This window comes from Actinoplanes sp. NPDC089786, from assembly GCF_040684855.1.
Taxonomy (GTDB): domain Bacteria; phylum Actinomycetota; class Actinomycetes; order Mycobacteriales; family Micromonosporaceae; genus Actinoplanes.
Genome location: NZ_JBFBGU010000010.1, coordinates 186666 through 203903, shown reverse-complemented (window position 1 = coordinate 203903; position 17238 = coordinate 186666). Strand labels below are relative to the sequence as shown.

Sequence of the window (17238 nt, the reverse complement as noted above, 5' to 3'; positions counted from 1 at the left end):
CTCGACCGGTCATCGGCGTCCCTGTGAGGACGCGCACCGCACCCCGGGTATTCCCCGAGGGCGGTTGACCGGACCCGGCCGCTTGACGCAGCTCGGGTGGGAACCAGCGGGCTCCTCTTTCGCACGTACGTCTGCGGTCTCGCCGGGTCTTGGAAGGGGCCTGGCGATAGCGAGGCGCACGTGTGGTCGACTCGGGGGAAAGTCTATCAGGCGGTTGCTGACCCTGCGTGAAGGGCCCTGAGCGCGCGAACGCCCTCCACCGCGTACTCCTTGTCGGCGGCCTGGAGCGCGTGCACCGAGACCTGTTCGTCGTCGTGCAGCTCGAGCATCGCCCAGGGTGAGTTGCGGTCGAAGCGCACCGCCCGCACCGCCGACCAGGGCAGGTCGTAGCCGCCGATGACGTTGCGCACCACCACGTGGTCGGCGTCGGCGGTGACCCGCGGCCGGGTGAAGGCGAGCACGCCGAGACCGATCAGCACGCCGAGACCGATCATCGCGGCCTGGTCGCCGCGCTGGAACTGGCCGAGGCCGTCGCCGGTGGCGCCGTGCAGCCCGAAGCTGAGCACGGTGAACAGCAGGACGACGGCACCGGCGATGACGCCCGCGACCCAGCGGATCCGGCGGGGCTTGAAGACCACGATCTCGATCGTACGCATCAGAGCCTGCAGTTCGAGATGTCGGTCGCGATGATCGCGCGGGCGCCCAGGTCGTACAGCTCGTCCATGGTCCGGTGCACGTCGTCACGCCGGACCATGGAGGCGACCGCCACCCAGCCGTCGCGGGCCAGCGGCGACACGGTCGGCGACTCGATGCCCGGGGTCAGCGCGGTCGCCTTCTCCAGCAGGTCGGAGCGGACGTCGTACGCCAGCATCACGAAGCTGCGCGCGACCAGCACGCCCTGCAGGCGCCGCACCAACTGGGCCGCGCGGGTCTCCGCGTCCGAGCCGCCGCCGATCAGGATGGCCGACGACTTCAGCAGCGGCTCCCCGATCGTCGCCAGCCCGGCCTGCCGCAGGGTCGCGCCGGTCTCGACCACGTCGGCGATCACGTCGGCCACGCCGAGCCGGACCGCGTTCTCCACGGCGCCGTCCAGGCGGACCACCTCGGCCGCGATGCCGTGCTCGGTGAGATAACGATCGACCACACCGGGGTACGCGGTGGCGATGCGCCGCCCGGCGATCTCGTCCTCGGAGGCCAGCGAGCCGGCCGGCGCCGCCCAGCGGAAGGTGGCGCCGCCGAACCGCAGGTCGAGCAGCTCGGTCGCCGGGACGCCGGAGTCGACCAGCAGGTCGCGGCCGGTGATGCCGAGGTCGAGGTCGCCGGTGCCGACGTAGGTGGCGATGTCCCGGGGCCGCAGGTAGAAGAACTCGACGTCGTTGGGCTCGTCCCGGCAGACGAGGTCCTTGGGGTCGGTGCGCTGCCGATAGCCGGCGTCACGCAGCATCTGCGACGCGGGACCGGACAGCGTGCCCTTGTTGGGAATGGCTATGCGCAACATCTCTGTGTGCTCCTTGTCACGGGTGAAGGGGACAGAGTGGGACACACGTCAGAGATGTCGGTACACGTCCTTCAGGGTCAGTCCGGTGGCGATCATCAACACCTGGGCCTGGTACAGCAGCTGGGAGATCTCCTCGGCGGCGCGCTCGGGCCCCTCGTGCTCGGCGGCCATCCAGGACTCGGCGGCCTCCTCAACCACCTTCTTGCCGATGAAATGCACGCCACGGTCGAGCGCGGCGACCGTGGACGAGTCCGGGTCGCGCTGCTCCGCCTTGGCCTGCAACTCGGCGAACAGTTCCTCGAAGGTCTTCACGAGAGGCGATTGTTGCAGCTCATTACGTAATGGCCTCGGACGGCCCCACCCCCTGGGACGTGCCATAGGCTGCCGTTCATGGTCAGGAGTTCTACCCTCGCCGCGCTGGGCAGCGCGGCAGTCATCGCCGCCGTCCTCACGGCCTGTGCCCCAGTCGACGAGAGCACCCCCGGGGCGGGCGCCTCCCCCTCCGCGTCGGCCGACCCCTGCCCCGCCGGTCAGCTTCCCACCACCGCCTCCGGCAAGCTCACGATCGGCACCGACAACCCGGCCTACGAGCCGTGGTTCAAGGACAACAAGCCGAACAACGGCCAGGGTTTCGAGTCGGCGGTGGCCTACCAGGTGGCCGAGCGGCTCGGCTATCCGGCGCAGAACGTGGTCTGGACGCAGGTGCCGTTCAACAACGCGATCCAGCCCGGTCCGAAGACCTACGACTTCGACATCAACCAGTTCTCGATCACGCCCGAGCGCAAGAAGGCGGTCGACTTCTCGTCGGCCTACTACCTGGTGCGGCAGACCGTCATCACCCTCAAGGGCAGCAAGATCGAGAACGCCACCTCGATCGCCGCGCTCAAGGACGCCAAGCTCGGGGCCCAGGTCGGCACGACCAGCCTGCAGGCGATCAACGATCTGATCAAGCCGACCGCCCAGGCGCAGGTCTTCAACAGCAACGACGACGCCAAGAAGGCGCTGCAGAACCGGACCATCGACGGTCTCGTGGTAGACCTGCCGACCGCGTTCTACATGACCGGCGCCGAGCTCGACAACGGCGTCATCGTCGGCCAGTTGCCCCAGGTCGGGGTGCCCGAGCAGCTGGGTCTGGTCCTGGACAAGGACTCGCCGCTCACCGACTGTGTCAAGGACGCGGTCGACGAGCTGCGCCAGGACGGCACCCTCGCGGTGCTGGAGAAGACCTGGCTGGCCGGCAGCTCCGGGGCTCGCGAACTGCAGTGACACCCGGTCGCGGATCTTCAGTTAGCGCAGTGCAGTTAGGGCGGATCGCGTACCGGAGACGGCGGGCGGTCCGCTCCGTGCTGCTGGCCGCGGTATCGACGGCGATCACCGGCACGGTGCTGGTGCTGGCGGTCACCGGGTCGCCGGGCTGGGACCGGGTGCGCGAGTCGTTCTTCAGCCTCGACCTGGGCGTGGACGCGCTGCCGGCCGTGCTGGAGGGGCTCTGGCTGAACATCCGGCTGCTGGTCGTCTGCGCGGTCGCGGCGCTCGCGCTCGGTCTGCTGGTGGCGGTTCTGCGTACGCTGCGCGGCCCGGTCTTCTTCCCGGCGCGGGCGCTGGCCACCACGTACACGTACACCTTCCGTGGCGTCCCGCTGATCATCGTGATCTACCTGTTCGCCTTCGGCGTCCCCGGGCTGCGGCTGCAGGGCACCCCGGGCGTGCTGGTGCTGGGCGGGGCGGCGCTGGTGGTGACGTACGGCGCCTACCTGGCCGAGGTGTTCCGGGCCGGCATCGAGTCGGTGCACCCCAGCCAGCTCGCGGCGGCCCGGTCGCTCGGCCTGACCTACCGGCAGACGATGCGTCACGTGGTGCTGCCGCAGGCGGTCCGCCGGGTCGCGCCGCCGCTGCTCAACGACACCGTGGCCCTGCAGAAGGACGTCGGCCTGGTCTCGCTCGCGGGTCCGATCGACGCGGTCCGCGCGGCGCAGATCTCCACCGCCGAAACCTTCAACTACACGCCGTACATCGTCGCCGCGGTCCTGTTCGTGCTGCTCGCGCTGCCGCTGATCGCGATCACCGACGGCGTCACGATGCGCGCCGCCCGTCGCCAGAACGCGGGGTCCTGATGCTGCTGTCGGTGGAGGGCGTCCGCAAGGTCTTCGGCTCGTCCGTCGTGCTCGACGCGCTGGATCTGGCCGTGGACGAGCATCAGGTCGTGGCGCTGATCGGCGCCTCCGGCTCGGGCAAGTCGACGCTGCTGCGGTGCGTCAACCTGCTCACCGAGGTGGACGACGGGACGATCCGGCTGGACGGCGAGGACATCACCGATCCGCGGGCCGACCCCGATCGGGTACGCCAGAAGATCGGCATGGTCTTCCAGTCCTACAACCTGTTCCCGCACATGACCGTGCTGGACAACATCGTGCTCGCCCCGACGAAGGTGCATCGTCGTGCCCGCGCCGAAGCGAAGGAACAGGCCTTCAGCTGGCTGAAGCGGGTCGGCCTGTCCGACAAGGCGGACAGCTACCCCGATCGGCTGAGTGGTGGCCAGCAGCAACGTGTCGCCATCGTGCGGGCCCTGGTCAACGAGCCGAGGCTGCTGCTGCTCGACGAGGTGACCAGCGCGCTCGACCCGGAACTGGTCGGCGAGGTGCTCAGCATGATCCGCGACCTCAAGACCGAGGGCATGACGATGGTGCTGGCCACCCACGAGATGGGCTTCGCCCGCCAGGTCGCCGACCGGGTGGCCTTCCTGGACGGCGGCCGGGTGCTCGAGGAAGGGCCGCCGGAGCAGGTGCTGGGCGACCCCACCGAGGCCCGGACCAGGCAGTTCCTGGCCCGGATCATCGAGGCCGGCCGGCTTTAGCCCAGTGGTCGGTCAGCCGAGTGAGCGGATCGCCATCGCGGCGTCCAGCACGGCCACGGTCGACTGCCAGCCCTTGTCCTCGATCGAGTCCTCCAGGCCGGCCCGGTCCTTGGCCTGGCCCAGCGACTCCACGGTCAGCACGCCGTGCGCGATCGGGGTCTGCTCGTCCAGGGACACCCGGGTCAGGCCGGCGGTGACCGCGTCGCAGACGTACTCGAAATGCTTGGTCTCGCCGCGGATGACCACGCCCAGCGCGACCACCGCGTCGCACCGCTTGGCCAGCGCCTGCGCCACCACGGGCAGTTCCACCGAGCCGGCCACCCGGAGCACGGTCACGTCGTCCACCCCGCACGCCTTGGCCGCCTGCTCGGCCCGGTCGACCATGTGGTCGACCAGCCCGTTGTGCCAGCGTGAGCCGACGATGCCGAGCTTGAGCCCGGCCGCGTCGACGGTTTCCATGTGCGGGTCACCGAAGCCGGCCATGTCGCCATCCCCTCGTTCGTGTGCTTGATTCTCTGCCCGGCGGCGTCCGTGCCGCCGGGGAACGCCGATTCCTAACCGAGCGCTTCGAAGAGGTGGCCCATCCGGTCACGCTTGGTCCGCAGGTAGCCCACGTTCTCGGCGTGCACCCGCACCGGAAGCTCCTCGCGGCCGGTGACGGTCAGCCCGTACCCCTCCAGCCCCGCCCGTTTCGCCGGGTTGTTGGTCAGCAGCCGCATCGAGCGCACGCCGAGGTCGTAGAGCACCTGCGCGCCGGTGCCGTAGTCCCGGGCGTCGGCCGGCAGGCCCAGCTCGAGGTTGGCGTCGACGGTGTCCAGGCCGCGGTCCTGCAACTGGTACGCCTGGAGCTTGTGCAGCAGCCCGATCCCCCGGCCCTCGTGCCCGCGCATGTAGAGCACCACCCCGCGCCCGGCCGCGACCACCCGCTCCAGCGCGGCGTCGAGCTGCGGCCCGCAGTCGCACCGCACCGAGCCGAAGACGTCCCCGGTCAGGCATTCCGAATGCACCCGGACCAGCACGTCCTCGCCGTCGCCGAGGTCGCCGTAGACCAGCGCGATGTGCTCGGAACCGTCCACCTGCGCGCGGTAGCCGACCGCGGTGAACTCGCCGTGCTCGGTCGGCAGCCGGGTCTCCACGACCCGCTCGACCTGCTGTTCCATCCGGTGCCGGTAGGCGATGAGTTCGGCGATGCTGATCAGCGCCACGTCGTGCTCGGCCGCGAAGGCCTCCAGGTCGGGCAGCCGCATCATGGTGCCGTCGTCGTTGACCATCTCGCAGAGCACCCCGGCGGGCCGCAGACCGGCCAGCTCGGCCAGGTCGATCGCGGCTTCGGTGTGCCCCGGGCGGCGCAGCACCCCGCCGGCCTTGGCCCGCAGCGGCACCACGTGGCCGGGGCGGGACAGGTCGGTCGGCTTGGTGGCCGGGTCGGACAGCAGCCGGATGGTGTGCGCCCGGTCGGCGGCCGAGATGCCGGTGCCGATGTTCTCCCGGGCGTCCACGGTCACCGTGTACGCGGTGCCCCGCCGGTCCTGGTTGGTGTGGTACTGCGGCGGCAGGTCGAGCCGGTCCGCCTCGGCCTCGGTGATCGGGGCGCAGATGTAGCCGGAGGTCCACCGGCGCATGAACGCGATCAGCTCGGGCGTGGCCATCTCGGCCGCGAAGATCAGGTCGCCCTCGTTCTCGCGGTCCTCGTCATCCACGACGATCACCGCCTTGCCGTCGGCGATGTCCTTGATGGCGCGATCGACGTCATCCAGCATTGCGGGCCCCCAGCATCTTCTCGACGTACTTGGCGATCACGTCGACCTCGAGATTCACCGGGTCGCCGATCGCCTTGGCACCCAGGACGGTCAACTTCAAGGTCGTCGGGATCAGCCCGACCGAGAACGAGGAGTCGTCGACGGCCATCACGGTCAGCGAGACGCCGTCCACCGTGATCGAGCCCTTCTCCACCACGTACCGGGAAAGCTCCTCCGGCAGTGCGAACCGCAGAACCTCCCACTCGTCGGCCGGCTCGCGCCCGATGATCGTGGCGACCCCGTCGACGTGGCCCTGCACCAGGTGCCCGCCCAGCCGGCTGCCGACGGTCGCGGCGCGCTCCAGGTTGACCGGGCTGCCCGGCCGCAGCGCGCCCAGCGACGAGCGGCGCAGCGACTCGCCCATCACGTCCGCGGTGAACACGCCGTCGACGTTGTCGAGCACGGTCAGGCAGACGCCGTTGACCGAGATCGAGTCGCCGTGCCGCGCGTCCGAGGTGACCAGCGGCCCGCGGACGGCGATCACGGCCGCGTCCCCGCCCGCGTCGGTGAGGTACTTGACCTCGCCCAGCTCCTCGATGATGCCGGTGAACATCAGGACTCCTTCTGCCGGAGGGTGGCGGTGAACCGCAGGTCGGGTCCGATCCGCGTGACGTCGGTGAGGTCGAGGTCGATGGCCTCGGTGATGGTGGTGACCCCGGCGGCGGCGAGCGCGTTCGCTCCCGCCCCGAGCAGTTTCGGCGCGACGTAGCCGGTGACCCGGTCGACCAGGCCCGCGGCGAGGAACGACCCGGCCAGCGTCGGCCCGCCCTCGAGCAGGGCCGAGCGCACGCCGCGGCCGAACAGCACGGTCATCAGGGCGTTCAGGTCGGTGCGGCCGTCCGGGCCGTGGCCCACCTCGGCCGCCGTCGCGATCCAGGTGGGCGCGCTCCCGTCGCGGACCTTCGCGGTTCCCGGGGTACGCCCGAACGAGTCGACCACGACCCGCAGCGGCTGCTTCACCTCGTAGTCGCCGCGGACCGTCAGCTGCGCGTCGTCGGCGAGCACCGTGCCCACCCCGGCGATGATCGCGTCGACCGTGCCCCGCAGCCGGTGCACGTCGGCCCGCGCCTCGGCCGAGGTGATCCACTTGCTGGTGCCGTCGGCGGCGGCCGAGCGCCCGTCCAGCGTGCCGGCGAACTTCCAGATCAGGTACGGCCGCCCGCGCCGCACCGCGGTCAGCCAGATGACGTTGCCCTGCTCGGCCTCCTCGCGCCGCACCCCGGTGACGACCTCGACGCCCGCCGCCCGCAGCGTGGCCGCGCCACCACCGGCCAGCCGGGTCGGGTCGTCCACGGCGATCACCACGCGCCGGACGCCGGCCTCGATCAGCGCCTGCGCGCAGGGCCCGGTGCGGCCGGTGTGGTTGCAGGGCTCCAGAGTGACCACCGCGGTGGCGCCACGGGCCTCGGCGCCCGCGTCGGCCAGGGCCGCGATCTCGGCGTGCGGCCCGCCGGCCCGGGCGTGGAAGCCTTCGCCGACCACATCGCCGGCCGGCCCGACCAGCACGCAGCCGACCACCGGATTGGGATGTGTGGTGCCGAGCCCACGAGCGCCCAGCGCCACCGCGCGGCGCATCGCCTCATCATCGGAGATCATCAAATCCCCCTCTCCAAGCGCGGCACATTCACGCGCTGAAGATGGAGAAAACGCAAAGAAGCGGACAGAACCACGCCTGATTACGCAGCCCACGGACGGCTCGGACCGGGCACTTTCCAGCCCGTTCCTGCCCCGGGGCGGCGGTCAGGCGAAGCCTGACCGTTCCGCGCGCCTGCTCCCATCCGGACTGTCGACCGCCCATAGGGAGCGATCACCGTCGGCCCTGGGTTCTCACCAGGTCCACCGTGCGTCCGAAGACGTCCGGGTCGCGGGCTTACCTTCGCTCTCGCGGAGGATCACCGCCGGTTCGGAATTTCACCGAGTCCCGCCAGCGCGTGGTGGGTCGTCCCAAAGTCTTGCACTAAATCCGTGGAGTGACACCCGGTCCGTCTCGCAGGTCACACTTCGCCCGGGTCTGTATCCGGGGAGCTGCTGCGACGCCGGTCGATGGCCACGTACGAGCCCGGCTGGCTCTTGGCGACCTTCTTCATCTCGGAGGCGACCGCCACGACCACCCGCGGATCGTCGAACTGACGACCGCCCGTCTTCGCCTCGGCCACCCCGATGGAGAGGGTCACCAGCGCGGCCCGCTGCTTGTTGCCGCGCCGGTCGGGCACCTCGATGTAACCGCGCTGGGCGTCGGTCGGGTCGTAGAGCTGGTCGGCCGAGTTCTCGAAGTCGGCCACCATCCGCTTGGTCAGCGGCAGCACCTGGTCGGGCGTGCAGATGAAGACGAAGTCGTCGCCGCCGATGTGACCCAGGAACACCGGCGGCCGGCCGGAGGTGGCCACCGCGCGGTGCAGGCTGCGGGCCAGGGCGGTGATGAACTCGTCGCCGCGGTCGAACCCGTACACGTCGTTGACGCTCTTGAACCGGTCGATGTCGATGTAGCCGACCGAGTACTCGCCGCCGGTCCGCATCCGGTCGACGATCTCGCGCCGGACCCGGGCGTTGCCGGGCAGACCGGTCAGCGGCGACACCTCCCGGAACTCCTTGTTGCGCCGCAGCGTGGAGGCCACCCGGGCGATCAGCTCGGCGGTGTCGAACGGCTTGACCAGGTAGTCGTCCACGCCCGCGGTCAGGCCGACGACCTTGTCGACGGTCAGGCCCTTGGCGGTCAGCATGATCACCGGGAGGGCGCTGGTCAGCGGCTCGGCGCGCAGCCGCCGGGTGAGCTCGACGCCGTCCATGGCCGGCATCATCCAGTCGACCACGGCGAGGTCGGGCCGGACCTTCTCCATCATGTCCAGGGCTTCCTGGCCGTCCTTGGCCCGGACCACCTCGAAACCGACCATCTTCAGGTTGAACGCGACGAAGCCGGCGATGTCGTCGTCGTCGTCGACCACCAGGATGGTGTCCGGGCGATCATCTGCCGGGTCACCGGGAAGATCGGTCGCCTCCATCCGGACCGCGCCCGAAGTCACAGCCGTACCTCCGTCTTCGCCGCTTGCTCGCGCAGCTTGCGCACCGCCTCCGCGGGATCGTCGGCGCCGTAGACCGCGGTGCCGGCGACGAACGCGTCCGCGCCCGCCTCGGCGGCCTGCTCGATGGTGTCGGCCGCGATGCCGCCGTCCACCTCCAGCCGCACCTCGAGATCCATGGCGCTGATCCGGCGGCGGACGTCACGCACCTTGCCGAGCATCTCGGGCAGGAACTTCTGCCCGCCGAAGCCGGCCTTGATCGTCATGATCAGCAGCGTGTCCACAAAGGGGAGGAGTTCCAGGTAGGGCTCCACCGGGGTGTCCCGGTCGATCGCCAGGCCGGCCCGCGAGCCCGCCGCCCGCAGCGTCTTGGCCAGCGCGAACGGGTTGTCGCAGGCCTCGGCGTGGAAGGTGACGTTGTACGCGCCGGCCTCGGCGTACCCCGGCGCCCAGCGTTCCGGGTCGGTGATCATCAGGTGCACGTCGAACGGCAGGTTCGTGGCCTTGCGCAGGCTCTGCACCACCGGCAACCCGATCGTGAGGTTCGGGACGAAGTGGTTGTCCATGACGTCCACGTGCACCCAGTCGGCCGCGCCCTCGATGGCGCGCACCTCGTCGGCCAGATGAGCGAAGTCGGCGGCCAGGATGCTCGGCGCGATGATCGGCGAAGGCTCCACGCTCGCAGTGTAGAACGAGCGATGGCCGACCGGGCTTCGCTCGCCCGCGCCGAGCCGGGATACTGATCCGTGCCGATCCTGAAACCCACTGTGAGGTCCCGCCGTGCCCCACCCCACTTGCCGCGGCTCGTTGCTGCTGGTCACGGCCCTTCTCGCCGTCCTCACCGGGTGCTCCGAGGCTCTGCCGCCCGGCGTCGACGGCAACCTGGGTGACGACTGGCCGCAGCCACCGAGCCCGGTGGCGTTCGAGCCGGCCGCGAAGGGCTGCTTCGACAAGATGGAGGCGGTCGCGCCGCTGGCCGAGTACGCGCCCTTCGACTGCGCCGAGCGCCATGTCGCCGAGTCGTACTTCGTCGGTGACCTGCCCCGGAGCACCGGCAACAGCCGTGACAAGGCGATGCGGGTGGCCGGCACGGAGTGCTCGAAGCGGGCCGACGCGTTCACCGGGGGCGACTGGCGGACGGCCGCGCTGCGCCTCCAGCCGGTGCTGCCCGGGCCGGCCGGCTGGTCGGCGGGCGCCCGCTGGTACCGCTGTGACCTGGGCCAGGTCGAGCCGGGGACGGACAAGGTGGTCAGCCGCAGCGGCTCGCTGAAGGGCGCGCTGACCGGGCCGGCGCCGCTGGCGCTGCGGTGCTTCGACCCGGACGTGAACGGGACGAACGTACGCACCATGAAGGCCGTGCCGTGCGCCGACCCGCACCACGCGGAATTCACCGGTTTGTGGGACGCCCCGGAGGTGGACCTCGACGAGTTGGACGACGACAGCCGGATGGCCAAGGGCTGCCGCACGTCGATCGCGGATTACACCGACGTGCCGGACGACAACAACCTGCAGTACCGCGCGGGCTGGCTGGCCTTCGCGCCCAGCCGGGGCGAGTGGGCGGCCGGCATCCGCGCGGTGCAGTGTTTCCTGTGGCTGGCCGACGAGCCGATGCGCGGCTCGTTCAAGGACGCCGGCAACAGCAAGCTACCGATCCATTACGCCTGATAGCCGCTGCTGGAACGTGGCCGTGTCGTTCAGGCGGGGGAACTCGGCCGCCGGCACCGGCACGCCGAGGAAGTCGCACAACGGTCCCCAGCCCTGCTTCACCTCGAACTCGAGCAGCCGATCGGCCGGCACCACGCGGCGCACCGCGTCGTTGTGCCGCTCGAACACGCTGATCGCGAAGTCACGCTCGGGGAAGCGGGCCTTGAACGTGCCGTCCCACACGGTCGCATGGGCCATCTTGGCGAACGGCGGCATCTCGGGCAGGTCGAGCGCCTTCATCGCGGCCGGGTAGATGGTGCGGCAGGTGCTCTCGTACCAGGCGTCGGGGTCGCGCACGGTCAGCACGACCTTGGCCGCCGGGTGGGCCTCGACCAGCTCACGCCAGAAGTAGGCGCCCGGCCAGTCCACAGAGGAGCGGTAACCCTCGGTCGCGGCGTCGAGCGCGCCCGGAACCTCGTTCGCGGCGTCGAGCCACTTCTGGGCCCGCTCCTGATCCTCGATCAGGGGAATCATGTGGGCGCACGGGCCGAAGCCCACCTGCTCGAGCGCCGCCTTGAGACTGAGGGTTCCCGTCCGTCCGAATCCCGCGCCGATGACATCCATGGATGTCACCGTACCCAGAGTTTGTCGACCTGAAAGCTCAAGATTGGCTAGGAGGTCCGGCGGAGCACCGCGAGGAACATCGCGTCGGTGCCGTGCCGGTGCGGCCACAGCTGCACGGTCGGGCCGGCGCCGAGGTGGGGCATCCCCGGCGGGAACAGGGGGCGAGCATCGACGAAGTCGACCCCGACGCCGCTGCGCCGCGCGCCCTCGCTGACGGTCACCTGGGTCTCGACCATGTGCGGCGAGCATGTGACGTAGGCCACCACGCCGCCGACGCGGACCGCGCGGAGGGCCGCCACCAGAAGCTCCCGCTGGAGCCGGGTCAGCGGCGGCAGGTCGGCCGGTTGCCGGCGCCAGCGCGACTCCGGCCGTCGCCGCAGCGAGCCGAGCCCGGTGCACGGCGCGTCCACCAGCACCCGGTCGAACGAATCCTCGGGCAGGTCGGGGTCCCGGCCGACCGAACGGCCGTCCATCGGCAGCACCGTCACCGGCATGCCCTCGGTGGCCTGCTCGACCAGGCGGGCCCGGTGTTCGGCCACCTCGACCGCGGTCACCTCGGCGCCGCGACCGGACGCGATCGCCCCCAGCAGCCCGGTCTTGCCGCCCGGCCCCGCGCACAGGTCGAGCCAGCGCAGATCGGTGCCCTCGACCGGCGCGGCCAGCAGCGCCGCCGCGACCAGCTGGGAACCCTCGTCCTGGACGTGGGCCCGGCCGTCGCGGATCGCCGCCAGCTCACCCGGCGAGCCGCTCTTGAGGTAGACCGCGTACGGCGAGAACGCCCCCGGCACGCCGTCGATCTCGTCGGCCAGGTCGACCGCGTCGACCCGCCCCGGCCGCGCGCACAGGTGCACGGCGGCCGGCTGGTTGTCCTCGATCAGCAGCCGCGCGGTGTCGGCCAGGTCGCCGCCCAGCGCCTCGCTGAACGACCGGATGATCCACTGCGGATGGTTGTGCAGCACCGCGAGGTTCCCGACCGGGTCCTCCTCGTACGCCGGCGCCAGCTTGGTCAGCCACGTGTCCAGGTCGCCGCCTTCGGACACCTGGCGCATCACCGCGTTGGCGAAACCGTCCGCGCCCGGCGCCACCGAGCGCACCAGGTCGACCGTCTGGTTCACCGCGGCGTGGGCCGGCACCCGGGTGTAGAGCAGCTGGTAGACGCCCAGCCGCAGCGCGTCCCGGGCCGGCGGGTCGATGCGGGACACCTCACGCCCGGCGGCCGACTCGATGACCAGGTCGAGGGTCCCGAGCGCGCGCAGCGTCCCGTAGGTCAGCTCGGTCGCGAACGCCGCGTCCCGCCCCGACAGCCGCAGCCCGCGCAGGATCTCGTTCAGGACCAGGTTGGCGTACGCGTCATCGCGATGCACCGCGGCGATCGCCTCGTACGCGGCCTGCCGGGCCGGATCCGCCGGTGGCCGCCCGGCCCGCGGACCGCGCCCCGTCCGGGCATCCCGCTCCTGGCCACGGCCCCCGTTGTAGCCCGGTCCGCCCGGACGCCGAGGACGTCCCGATCCGTGTGGCCGATCGGCCTGATGCCCGGTCATGCGAACGTCTCCCCCGCCTCGAGGCGGAGTCCCCGCGCCCAGTCAGTCGCGGACATCGGCTTCTTGCCGGCCGCGCGAACCTCTCCCAGTGCCACCGGTGTGGTGGCCGTACCCGCCAGAACCTGTGACCGCTCCACCCGGATCTCGCCCGGCTTCAGCGCCTCGGCGTTGGCCACCGGGTGCACCGCGCCGAGCTTGAGCCGGTCACCGCGCAGCGTCGTCCACGCCCCCGGCGCCGGCGTGCAGGCCCGGATCCGCCGGTCGACCCCGAACGCCGGGTCACCCCACCGGATCCGCGCGTCCTCGACGGTGATCTTCGGGGCCAGCGAGACCCCGTCGGCGGGCTGCGGATGGGCCCGCGCCGTGCCGTCCTCGATCGCGTCCAGCACCGCCACGAGCAGCCCCGCCCCCTCGGTGGCCAGCCGTTCCAGCAGGTCACCCGAGGTGTCGGCCGGGCGCACGTGCTCGGTCAGCGTGCCGTACACCGGCCCGGTGTCGAGCCCCGCCTCCAGCTCGAAGACGCTCGCGCCGGTCACCTCGTCGCCGTGCAGGACCGCGTGTTGCACGGGCGCGGCGCCGCGCCAGGCGGGCAGCAGCGAGAAGTGCAGGTTGACCCACCCGTACCGGGGAATCCCGAGGGCGCTGGGTGGCACCAGCGCGCCGTAGGCGACCACCGGCACGCAGTCGGGGCCGATCTCGCGCAGCCGCTCCTGGAACTCGGGCTCGCGGGGCCGCTGCGGCGTCAGCACCTCGACACCGTGCTCGTCGCCCCACGCCCCCACGGGCGAGCGCACCAGCCGGCGCCCGCGCCCCGACGGCGCGTCGGGCCGGGTGACCACGGCGACCAGCTCATGCCGCGAGGCGGCCACGGCGTCCAGGGCGGGCAGGGCGACCTCGGGCGTGCCGGCGAAGACCAGACGCATGCTCATCGCCCCCGCCCGAACAGGCCCCGGCCGTGCGGGCTCGCCTTGACCACCGGCGGTGCGGCGGCCTCGTACCACTCGGCCGCCCGGATCTGCTTCATCGCGTCCTTCCGCCCCGCCGCGTCCAGCCGGTCGAGGAACAGCACCCCGTCGAGGTGGTCGGTCTCATGCTGCACGCACCGGGCCATCAGTCCCGTGCCGACCAGCCGTACCGGGTCACCGTGCTCGTTGAACCCGGCCGCCACCACGTTCTGTCGCCGCTTGGTGTCGATGTAGATGCCCGGGATCGACAGGCACCCTTCCGGCCCGTCCTGCTCCTCGTCGTCCGGGAACGACAGCACCGGGTTCACGATGTGCCCCACCACGTCGTCGACGTCGAACGCGAACACCCGCAGCCCCACCCCGAGCTGCGGCGCGGCCAGCCCCGCACCCCCCTCGTCCTGCATGGTCTCGACCAGATCACGCACGAGGTTCCGGAGCTCCTTATCGAAATCGACGACCGGATCGGCCGCGGTGCGCAGCACCGGGTCCCCGAAGAGGCGGATGGGCTGGACAGTCACGCGACGCAACTCCTACTTAGGTGGCACTCGGTCACCCGGAAGTCTACGGACCCCCCATTCCAACCCCCGACCCATGGGGTACGGCGACGTCACGGCGCCGTGGCACACCCGCAAGCTGGGCGGTGGGTCACCCTCCTTGCCCCCGCGCCGGGTTGTCCCGGTCGGAGGACCACGACGCCTTCGTGGGGGCGGTTGGTCAGCGTGACAGCCTTGCGGTCGGTGACCTTCCACGGCACCGCGCCGCCCAGGTCTCGCACCGCATGGCCCGCCGTCGCGCTGATCGTGTTGCGTCATCGGTGGCGCGGCGTGGCGTGTGGCCGTCGTGACGACCGGCGTCGCGTGCGTGGCGTCGTGGTTCGTAGCGAGTTGTGGTTCGTGGCGATTCGCGGTGATCGGCGCGGCGGCGCATAGCGCGTCGCGGCGCATGGCGCGGCGCGGCACGTGGCGGCGCGGCACGTGGCGTCGCGGCACGTGGCGTCGCGGCACGTGGCGTCGCGGCACGTGGCGTCGCGGCGTTGACCGAATCCAAAAAACGGGGTCGCGCGCACCGCCACCTCCCCCACCCCTTCCACTGGGTGGGCGGTGAATGTAGCGCGAAGGTGGGACGTTCTTGCTCGGTTGTCCACAGGCGAGGCTCGGGCGCGAGGGCTGTGGGTAACTAGAAGAGGGTGGCTGGGTCCATCTGGAGGCGGACCGGGTGGGCGGCTTTGCGGGCGCTGCGCACGGCGGCCGCCTCGTGCAGGGCGTGGGCCAGCTCGGCGGCCTTGCCGCGGGAGACGCGCAGGAGGAAGCGTTCCTGGTTGTCGGGGGCCGGGACCGGGCCGAGGATTTCGGTGTCGGCGGGCAGCCTTGCTACCTGGAGCAGGTCGGCGACGGCGTCGGCCGGGCCGGTCACGTCGGCCATCCGGGCGGCCGGTGGGAAGCGCAGCTCGCGGCGTTCGGCCAGTTCACGGGCGGCGAACCAAGCCGGGTCCCAGCGCAGCAGGGCCTGCACGGTGACCAGTGAGCCGTCGGCGACCACGATGACCGAGCCGTCGGGCCGGGCCAGCGCGGCCGCGTTGAACCAGCGTCGCATGGTCTCCTCGCCGGCCCGCAGGTCGGACCGGGTCAGCAGGGCCCAGGTGTCCAGCAGCAGGACGCAGCCGAAGCCCTCGTCGGCGACCGGCTCGGCGCCCGGAGTGGCCACCACCACGACCGGTTCCGCGGGGACGGTGTTGAGGATCTCGTCGCGGCCCGATGTGCGGATGGATACGCCGGGGAAGGCTCGGCCCAGTTCCTCGGCGGTGCGGCGGGCGCCGGTGACCGAGGCTCGCAGCCGGCGGCCGCCGCAGGCGGGGCACGAATAGTCGGCGGAGACCCGGCCGCACCACCGGCAGGTCGGCACGTCCCGGGCGCCGGCCAGGCCGAGCGGCCCTGAGCAGGGCGGGCAGCGGGCCGGAGTGCGGCACTCGGCGCAGGCGGTCGACGGCAGGTAGCCGCGGCGTGGCACCTGCACCAGGACCGGGCGCCCGCCCTGCAGCGCGGCGCGGGCGGCCTGCCACCCGAGGCTGGGCAGCCGGGCGGTGGCCGCTCCCGGGTCGCGGGCGAGCTGAGGGTCGTCCCCGGTCGGCTGGATCCGGGCCACTCGGCCCCGAAGGGTGTCCCTCGACCCGGTGATCTCCTTGGCCCATCCGGTCTCCAGCAGGAGCTGCGCCTCACCCGTCCGGGCGAATCCGCCGATCAGCGCCGAGCACCCGGCGAGCTGCGCCCGGGTCAGCAGCACCTCGCGCGCATGCGGGTAGGGCGCCCGCGGCTCGGCGTAGAGGTCGTCCCCGTCGTCCCAGATGACGACCAGCCCCAGCTCGGCCACCGGCGCGAACATCGCGGCCCTCGTCCCCACCACCACCGGCACCTGATGCCGGCTGGCCGCCAGGAACCGCCGATAGCGCTCCGCCGGCCCGGCGGCCGCGTTCAGCGCGACGTGCCGCCCCTCGCCGAGCACCCGGCCCATGGCGACATCCACGCGTTCGAGATCACGGGCATCCGCCACCAGCACCAGAGCCCCACGCCCACCCCGGACCGAAGCCGCGGCGGCCTCGGCGATCCGGGCCGGCCAGTCCTCCCCGGGCAACGCCGACCACACGGCCCGGGCCGTCCGCCCCTCCTCGAGCGCACGCAAGAACGCGGCCCCGGAAACGTAATCACCCCACCGCTCACCCACCGTGTCGCCATCCAGCGCCCCCGGCGCGGGAAAAGCGAAGGGCCCGGAAGAAGCAGGTTGGGGTTCTTCACCAGCGGCGGCCGGGGGGCCGAGGTCGTGATCCCCCGGCGGTGCCTTCTGCGACTCAACCCGCGCGTGCCGCGGCGGCACAGCCAGCCGAAGAACATCCTGAAGGCTCCCGGCATAACGATCAGCCACCGCCCGCGCCAGCCGCGCCACCGCCGGATCAAGCACCCGCTCGCCCGACACCACCTTGTCGAGGAACGCCAGCTTCCCGTCATGGGGCGACGACTCGGCCCGCTCCAGCAGGAACCCGCTCACCAGCTGCCCGGCGAACCGCACCCGCACCCGCACCCCGGGCTGAGCCACGAGATCGTCGGACGCGTCGACCAGGTAGTCGAACGGCCGGTCGAGGTGGGGCAGCGGCACGTCGACCGCGACGCGGGCGATCGGCAGCCGCGCCGCCGCCTCACGGGGTGGCTTCGCCTTCGGCCGCTTACCGGAAACTTCCACGGGATGATTCTCCCGAGCGGGTACGACAGATTCAGGCGCAGCGAAAAGGGGCACCTCGCCGGATG

18 protein-coding genes and 1 riboswitch are annotated in these 17238 nt (G+C 71.8%); of the genes, 4 read left to right on the top strand and 14 right to left on the bottom strand.

Features of this window, described 5'->3' with window-relative positions; all coding sequences use genetic code 11:
- Positions 1-206: 206 nt before the first annotated feature.
- From AB0O15_RS27145 to AB0O15_RS27135, 3 genes are read right to left on the bottom strand one after another with little or no spacing between them, the layout of a single operon-like run.
- On the bottom strand, positions 207-656 hold the full coding sequence (locus AB0O15_RS27145; protein WP_364323660.1) for a PH domain-containing protein: 450 nt from the start codon (positions 654-656) through the stop codon (positions 207-209).
- A complete protein-coding gene (gene hisG, locus AB0O15_RS27140) occupies positions 656-1498 on the bottom strand; it encodes an ATP phosphoribosyltransferase (protein ID WP_364323658.1) in 843 nt (280 codons plus the stop codon). Before hisG ends, AB0O15_RS27145 begins: the two co-directional genes overlap by 1 nt.
- Positions 1499-1546: 48 nt before the next feature.
- Positions 1547-1810: a phosphoribosyl-ATP diphosphatase gene (locus AB0O15_RS27135; protein ID WP_364323656.1), complete on the bottom strand. Its 264-nt coding sequence runs from the start codon at positions 1808-1810 to the stop codon at positions 1547-1549.
- Between the two features lie 78 nt (positions 1811-1888).
- On the opposite strand from AB0O15_RS27135, the gene AB0O15_RS27130 reads away from it, so the two are divergent.
- The 3 genes from AB0O15_RS27130 to AB0O15_RS27120 are packed head-to-tail and all read left to right on the top strand — an operon-like array spanning position 1889 to position 4352.
- Positions 1889-2764 carry an ABC transporter substrate-binding protein gene (locus AB0O15_RS27130; protein WP_364323654.1) on the top strand — a complete coding sequence of 292 codons (876 nt, stop codon included), beginning with the start codon at positions 1889-1891 and terminating at the stop codon, positions 2762-2764.
- A gap of 29 nt (positions 2765-2793) precedes the next feature.
- Positions 2794-3612 (top strand): amino acid ABC transporter permease, encoded by an 819-nt coding sequence (locus AB0O15_RS27125; protein WP_364323652.1) that lies wholly within the window; start codon positions 2794-2796, stop codon positions 3610-3612.
- Positions 3612-4352 carry an amino acid ABC transporter ATP-binding protein gene (locus tag AB0O15_RS27120; protein ID WP_364323650.1) on the top strand — a complete coding sequence of 247 codons (741 nt, stop codon included), beginning with the start codon at positions 3612-3614 and terminating at the stop codon, positions 4350-4352. Before AB0O15_RS27125 ends, AB0O15_RS27120 begins: the two co-directional genes overlap by 1 nt.
- 12 nt (positions 4353-4364) lie before the next feature.
- Here AB0O15_RS27120 and ribH read toward each other — a convergent pair whose 3' ends face one another.
- The 6 genes from ribH to rpe all read right to left on the bottom strand — a co-directional run bounded on the left by ribH (position 4365) and on the right by rpe (position 9845).
- Entirely contained in the window at positions 4365-4835 is a 471-nt protein-coding gene (ribH, locus tag AB0O15_RS27115; protein WP_364323648.1) for a 6,7-dimethyl-8-ribityllumazine synthase, read from the bottom strand.
- Positions 4836-4906: 71 nt separating this feature from the next.
- The gene (locus AB0O15_RS27110) at positions 4907-6112 is read right to left on the bottom strand and encodes a bifunctional 3,4-dihydroxy-2-butanone-4-phosphate synthase/GTP cyclohydrolase II (RefSeq protein WP_364323646.1); all 1206 of its coding nucleotides are present in this window, start codon (positions 6110-6112) and stop codon (positions 4907-4909) included.
- Positions 6102-6704 carry a riboflavin synthase gene (locus AB0O15_RS27105; RefSeq protein ID WP_364323644.1) on the bottom strand — a complete coding sequence of 201 codons (603 nt, stop codon included), beginning with the start codon at positions 6702-6704 and terminating at the stop codon, positions 6102-6104. The genes AB0O15_RS27110 and AB0O15_RS27105 overlap by 11 nt, the downstream gene beginning before the upstream one ends.
- Entirely contained in the window at positions 6704-7747 is a 1044-nt protein-coding gene (gene ribD, locus AB0O15_RS27100; RefSeq protein ID WP_364323642.1) for a bifunctional diaminohydroxyphosphoribosylaminopyrimidine deaminase/5-amino-6-(5-phosphoribosylamino)uracil reductase RibD, read from the bottom strand. Before ribD ends, AB0O15_RS27105 begins: the two co-directional genes overlap by 1 nt.
- A gap of 166 nt (positions 7748-7913) precedes the next feature.
- A riboswitch (FMN riboswitch) is annotated at positions 7914-8084 on the bottom strand.
- Positions 8085-8145: 61 nt separating this feature from the next.
- On the bottom strand, positions 8146-9150 hold the full coding sequence (locus AB0O15_RS27095; protein WP_364323818.1) for a response regulator: 1005 nt from the start codon (positions 9148-9150) through the stop codon (positions 8146-8148).
- 17 nt (positions 9151-9167) lie between these two features.
- A complete protein-coding gene (gene rpe / locus AB0O15_RS27090; RefSeq protein WP_364323640.1) occupies positions 9168-9845 on the bottom strand; it encodes a ribulose-phosphate 3-epimerase in 678 nt (225 codons plus the stop codon).
- 103 nt (positions 9846-9948) lie between these two features.
- On the opposite strand from rpe, the gene AB0O15_RS27085 reads away from it, so the two are divergent.
- Positions 9949-10833 carry a septum formation family protein gene (locus AB0O15_RS27085; protein ID WP_364323638.1) on the top strand — a complete coding sequence of 295 codons (885 nt, stop codon included), beginning with the start codon at positions 9949-9951 and terminating at the stop codon, positions 10831-10833.
- Here the strand turns inward: AB0O15_RS27085 and AB0O15_RS27080 are convergent.
- From AB0O15_RS27080 to AB0O15_RS27060, 5 genes are all read right to left on the bottom strand, one after another.
- Positions 10813-11436 carry a sulfotransferase family protein gene (locus AB0O15_RS27080; RefSeq protein WP_364323636.1) on the bottom strand — a complete coding sequence of 208 codons (624 nt, stop codon included), beginning with the start codon at positions 11434-11436 and terminating at the stop codon, positions 10813-10815. The genes AB0O15_RS27085 and AB0O15_RS27080 overlap by 21 nt on opposite strands.
- A 47-nt stretch (positions 11437-11483) precedes the next feature.
- The gene (locus AB0O15_RS27075; protein WP_364323634.1) at positions 11484-12977 is read right to left on the bottom strand and encodes a transcription antitermination factor NusB; all 1494 of its coding nucleotides are present in this window, start codon (positions 12975-12977) and stop codon (positions 11484-11486) included.
- A complete protein-coding gene (gene fmt / locus AB0O15_RS27070; RefSeq protein ID WP_364323816.1) occupies positions 12974-13900 on the bottom strand; it encodes a methionyl-tRNA formyltransferase in 927 nt (308 codons plus the stop codon). The genes AB0O15_RS27075 and fmt overlap by 4 nt, the downstream gene beginning before the upstream one ends.
- A gap of 2 nt (positions 13901-13902) precedes the next feature.
- Positions 13903-14460 (bottom strand): peptide deformylase, encoded by a 558-nt coding sequence (gene def, locus AB0O15_RS27065; RefSeq protein WP_364323632.1) that lies wholly within the window; start codon positions 14458-14460, stop codon positions 13903-13905.
- Positions 14461-15118: 658 nt separating this feature from the next.
- Positions 15119-17110: a primosomal protein N' gene (locus AB0O15_RS27060; RefSeq protein ID WP_364323814.1), complete on the bottom strand. Its 1992-nt coding sequence runs from the start codon at positions 17108-17110 to the stop codon at positions 15119-15121.
- Positions 17111-17238 lie beyond the last annotated feature (128 nt).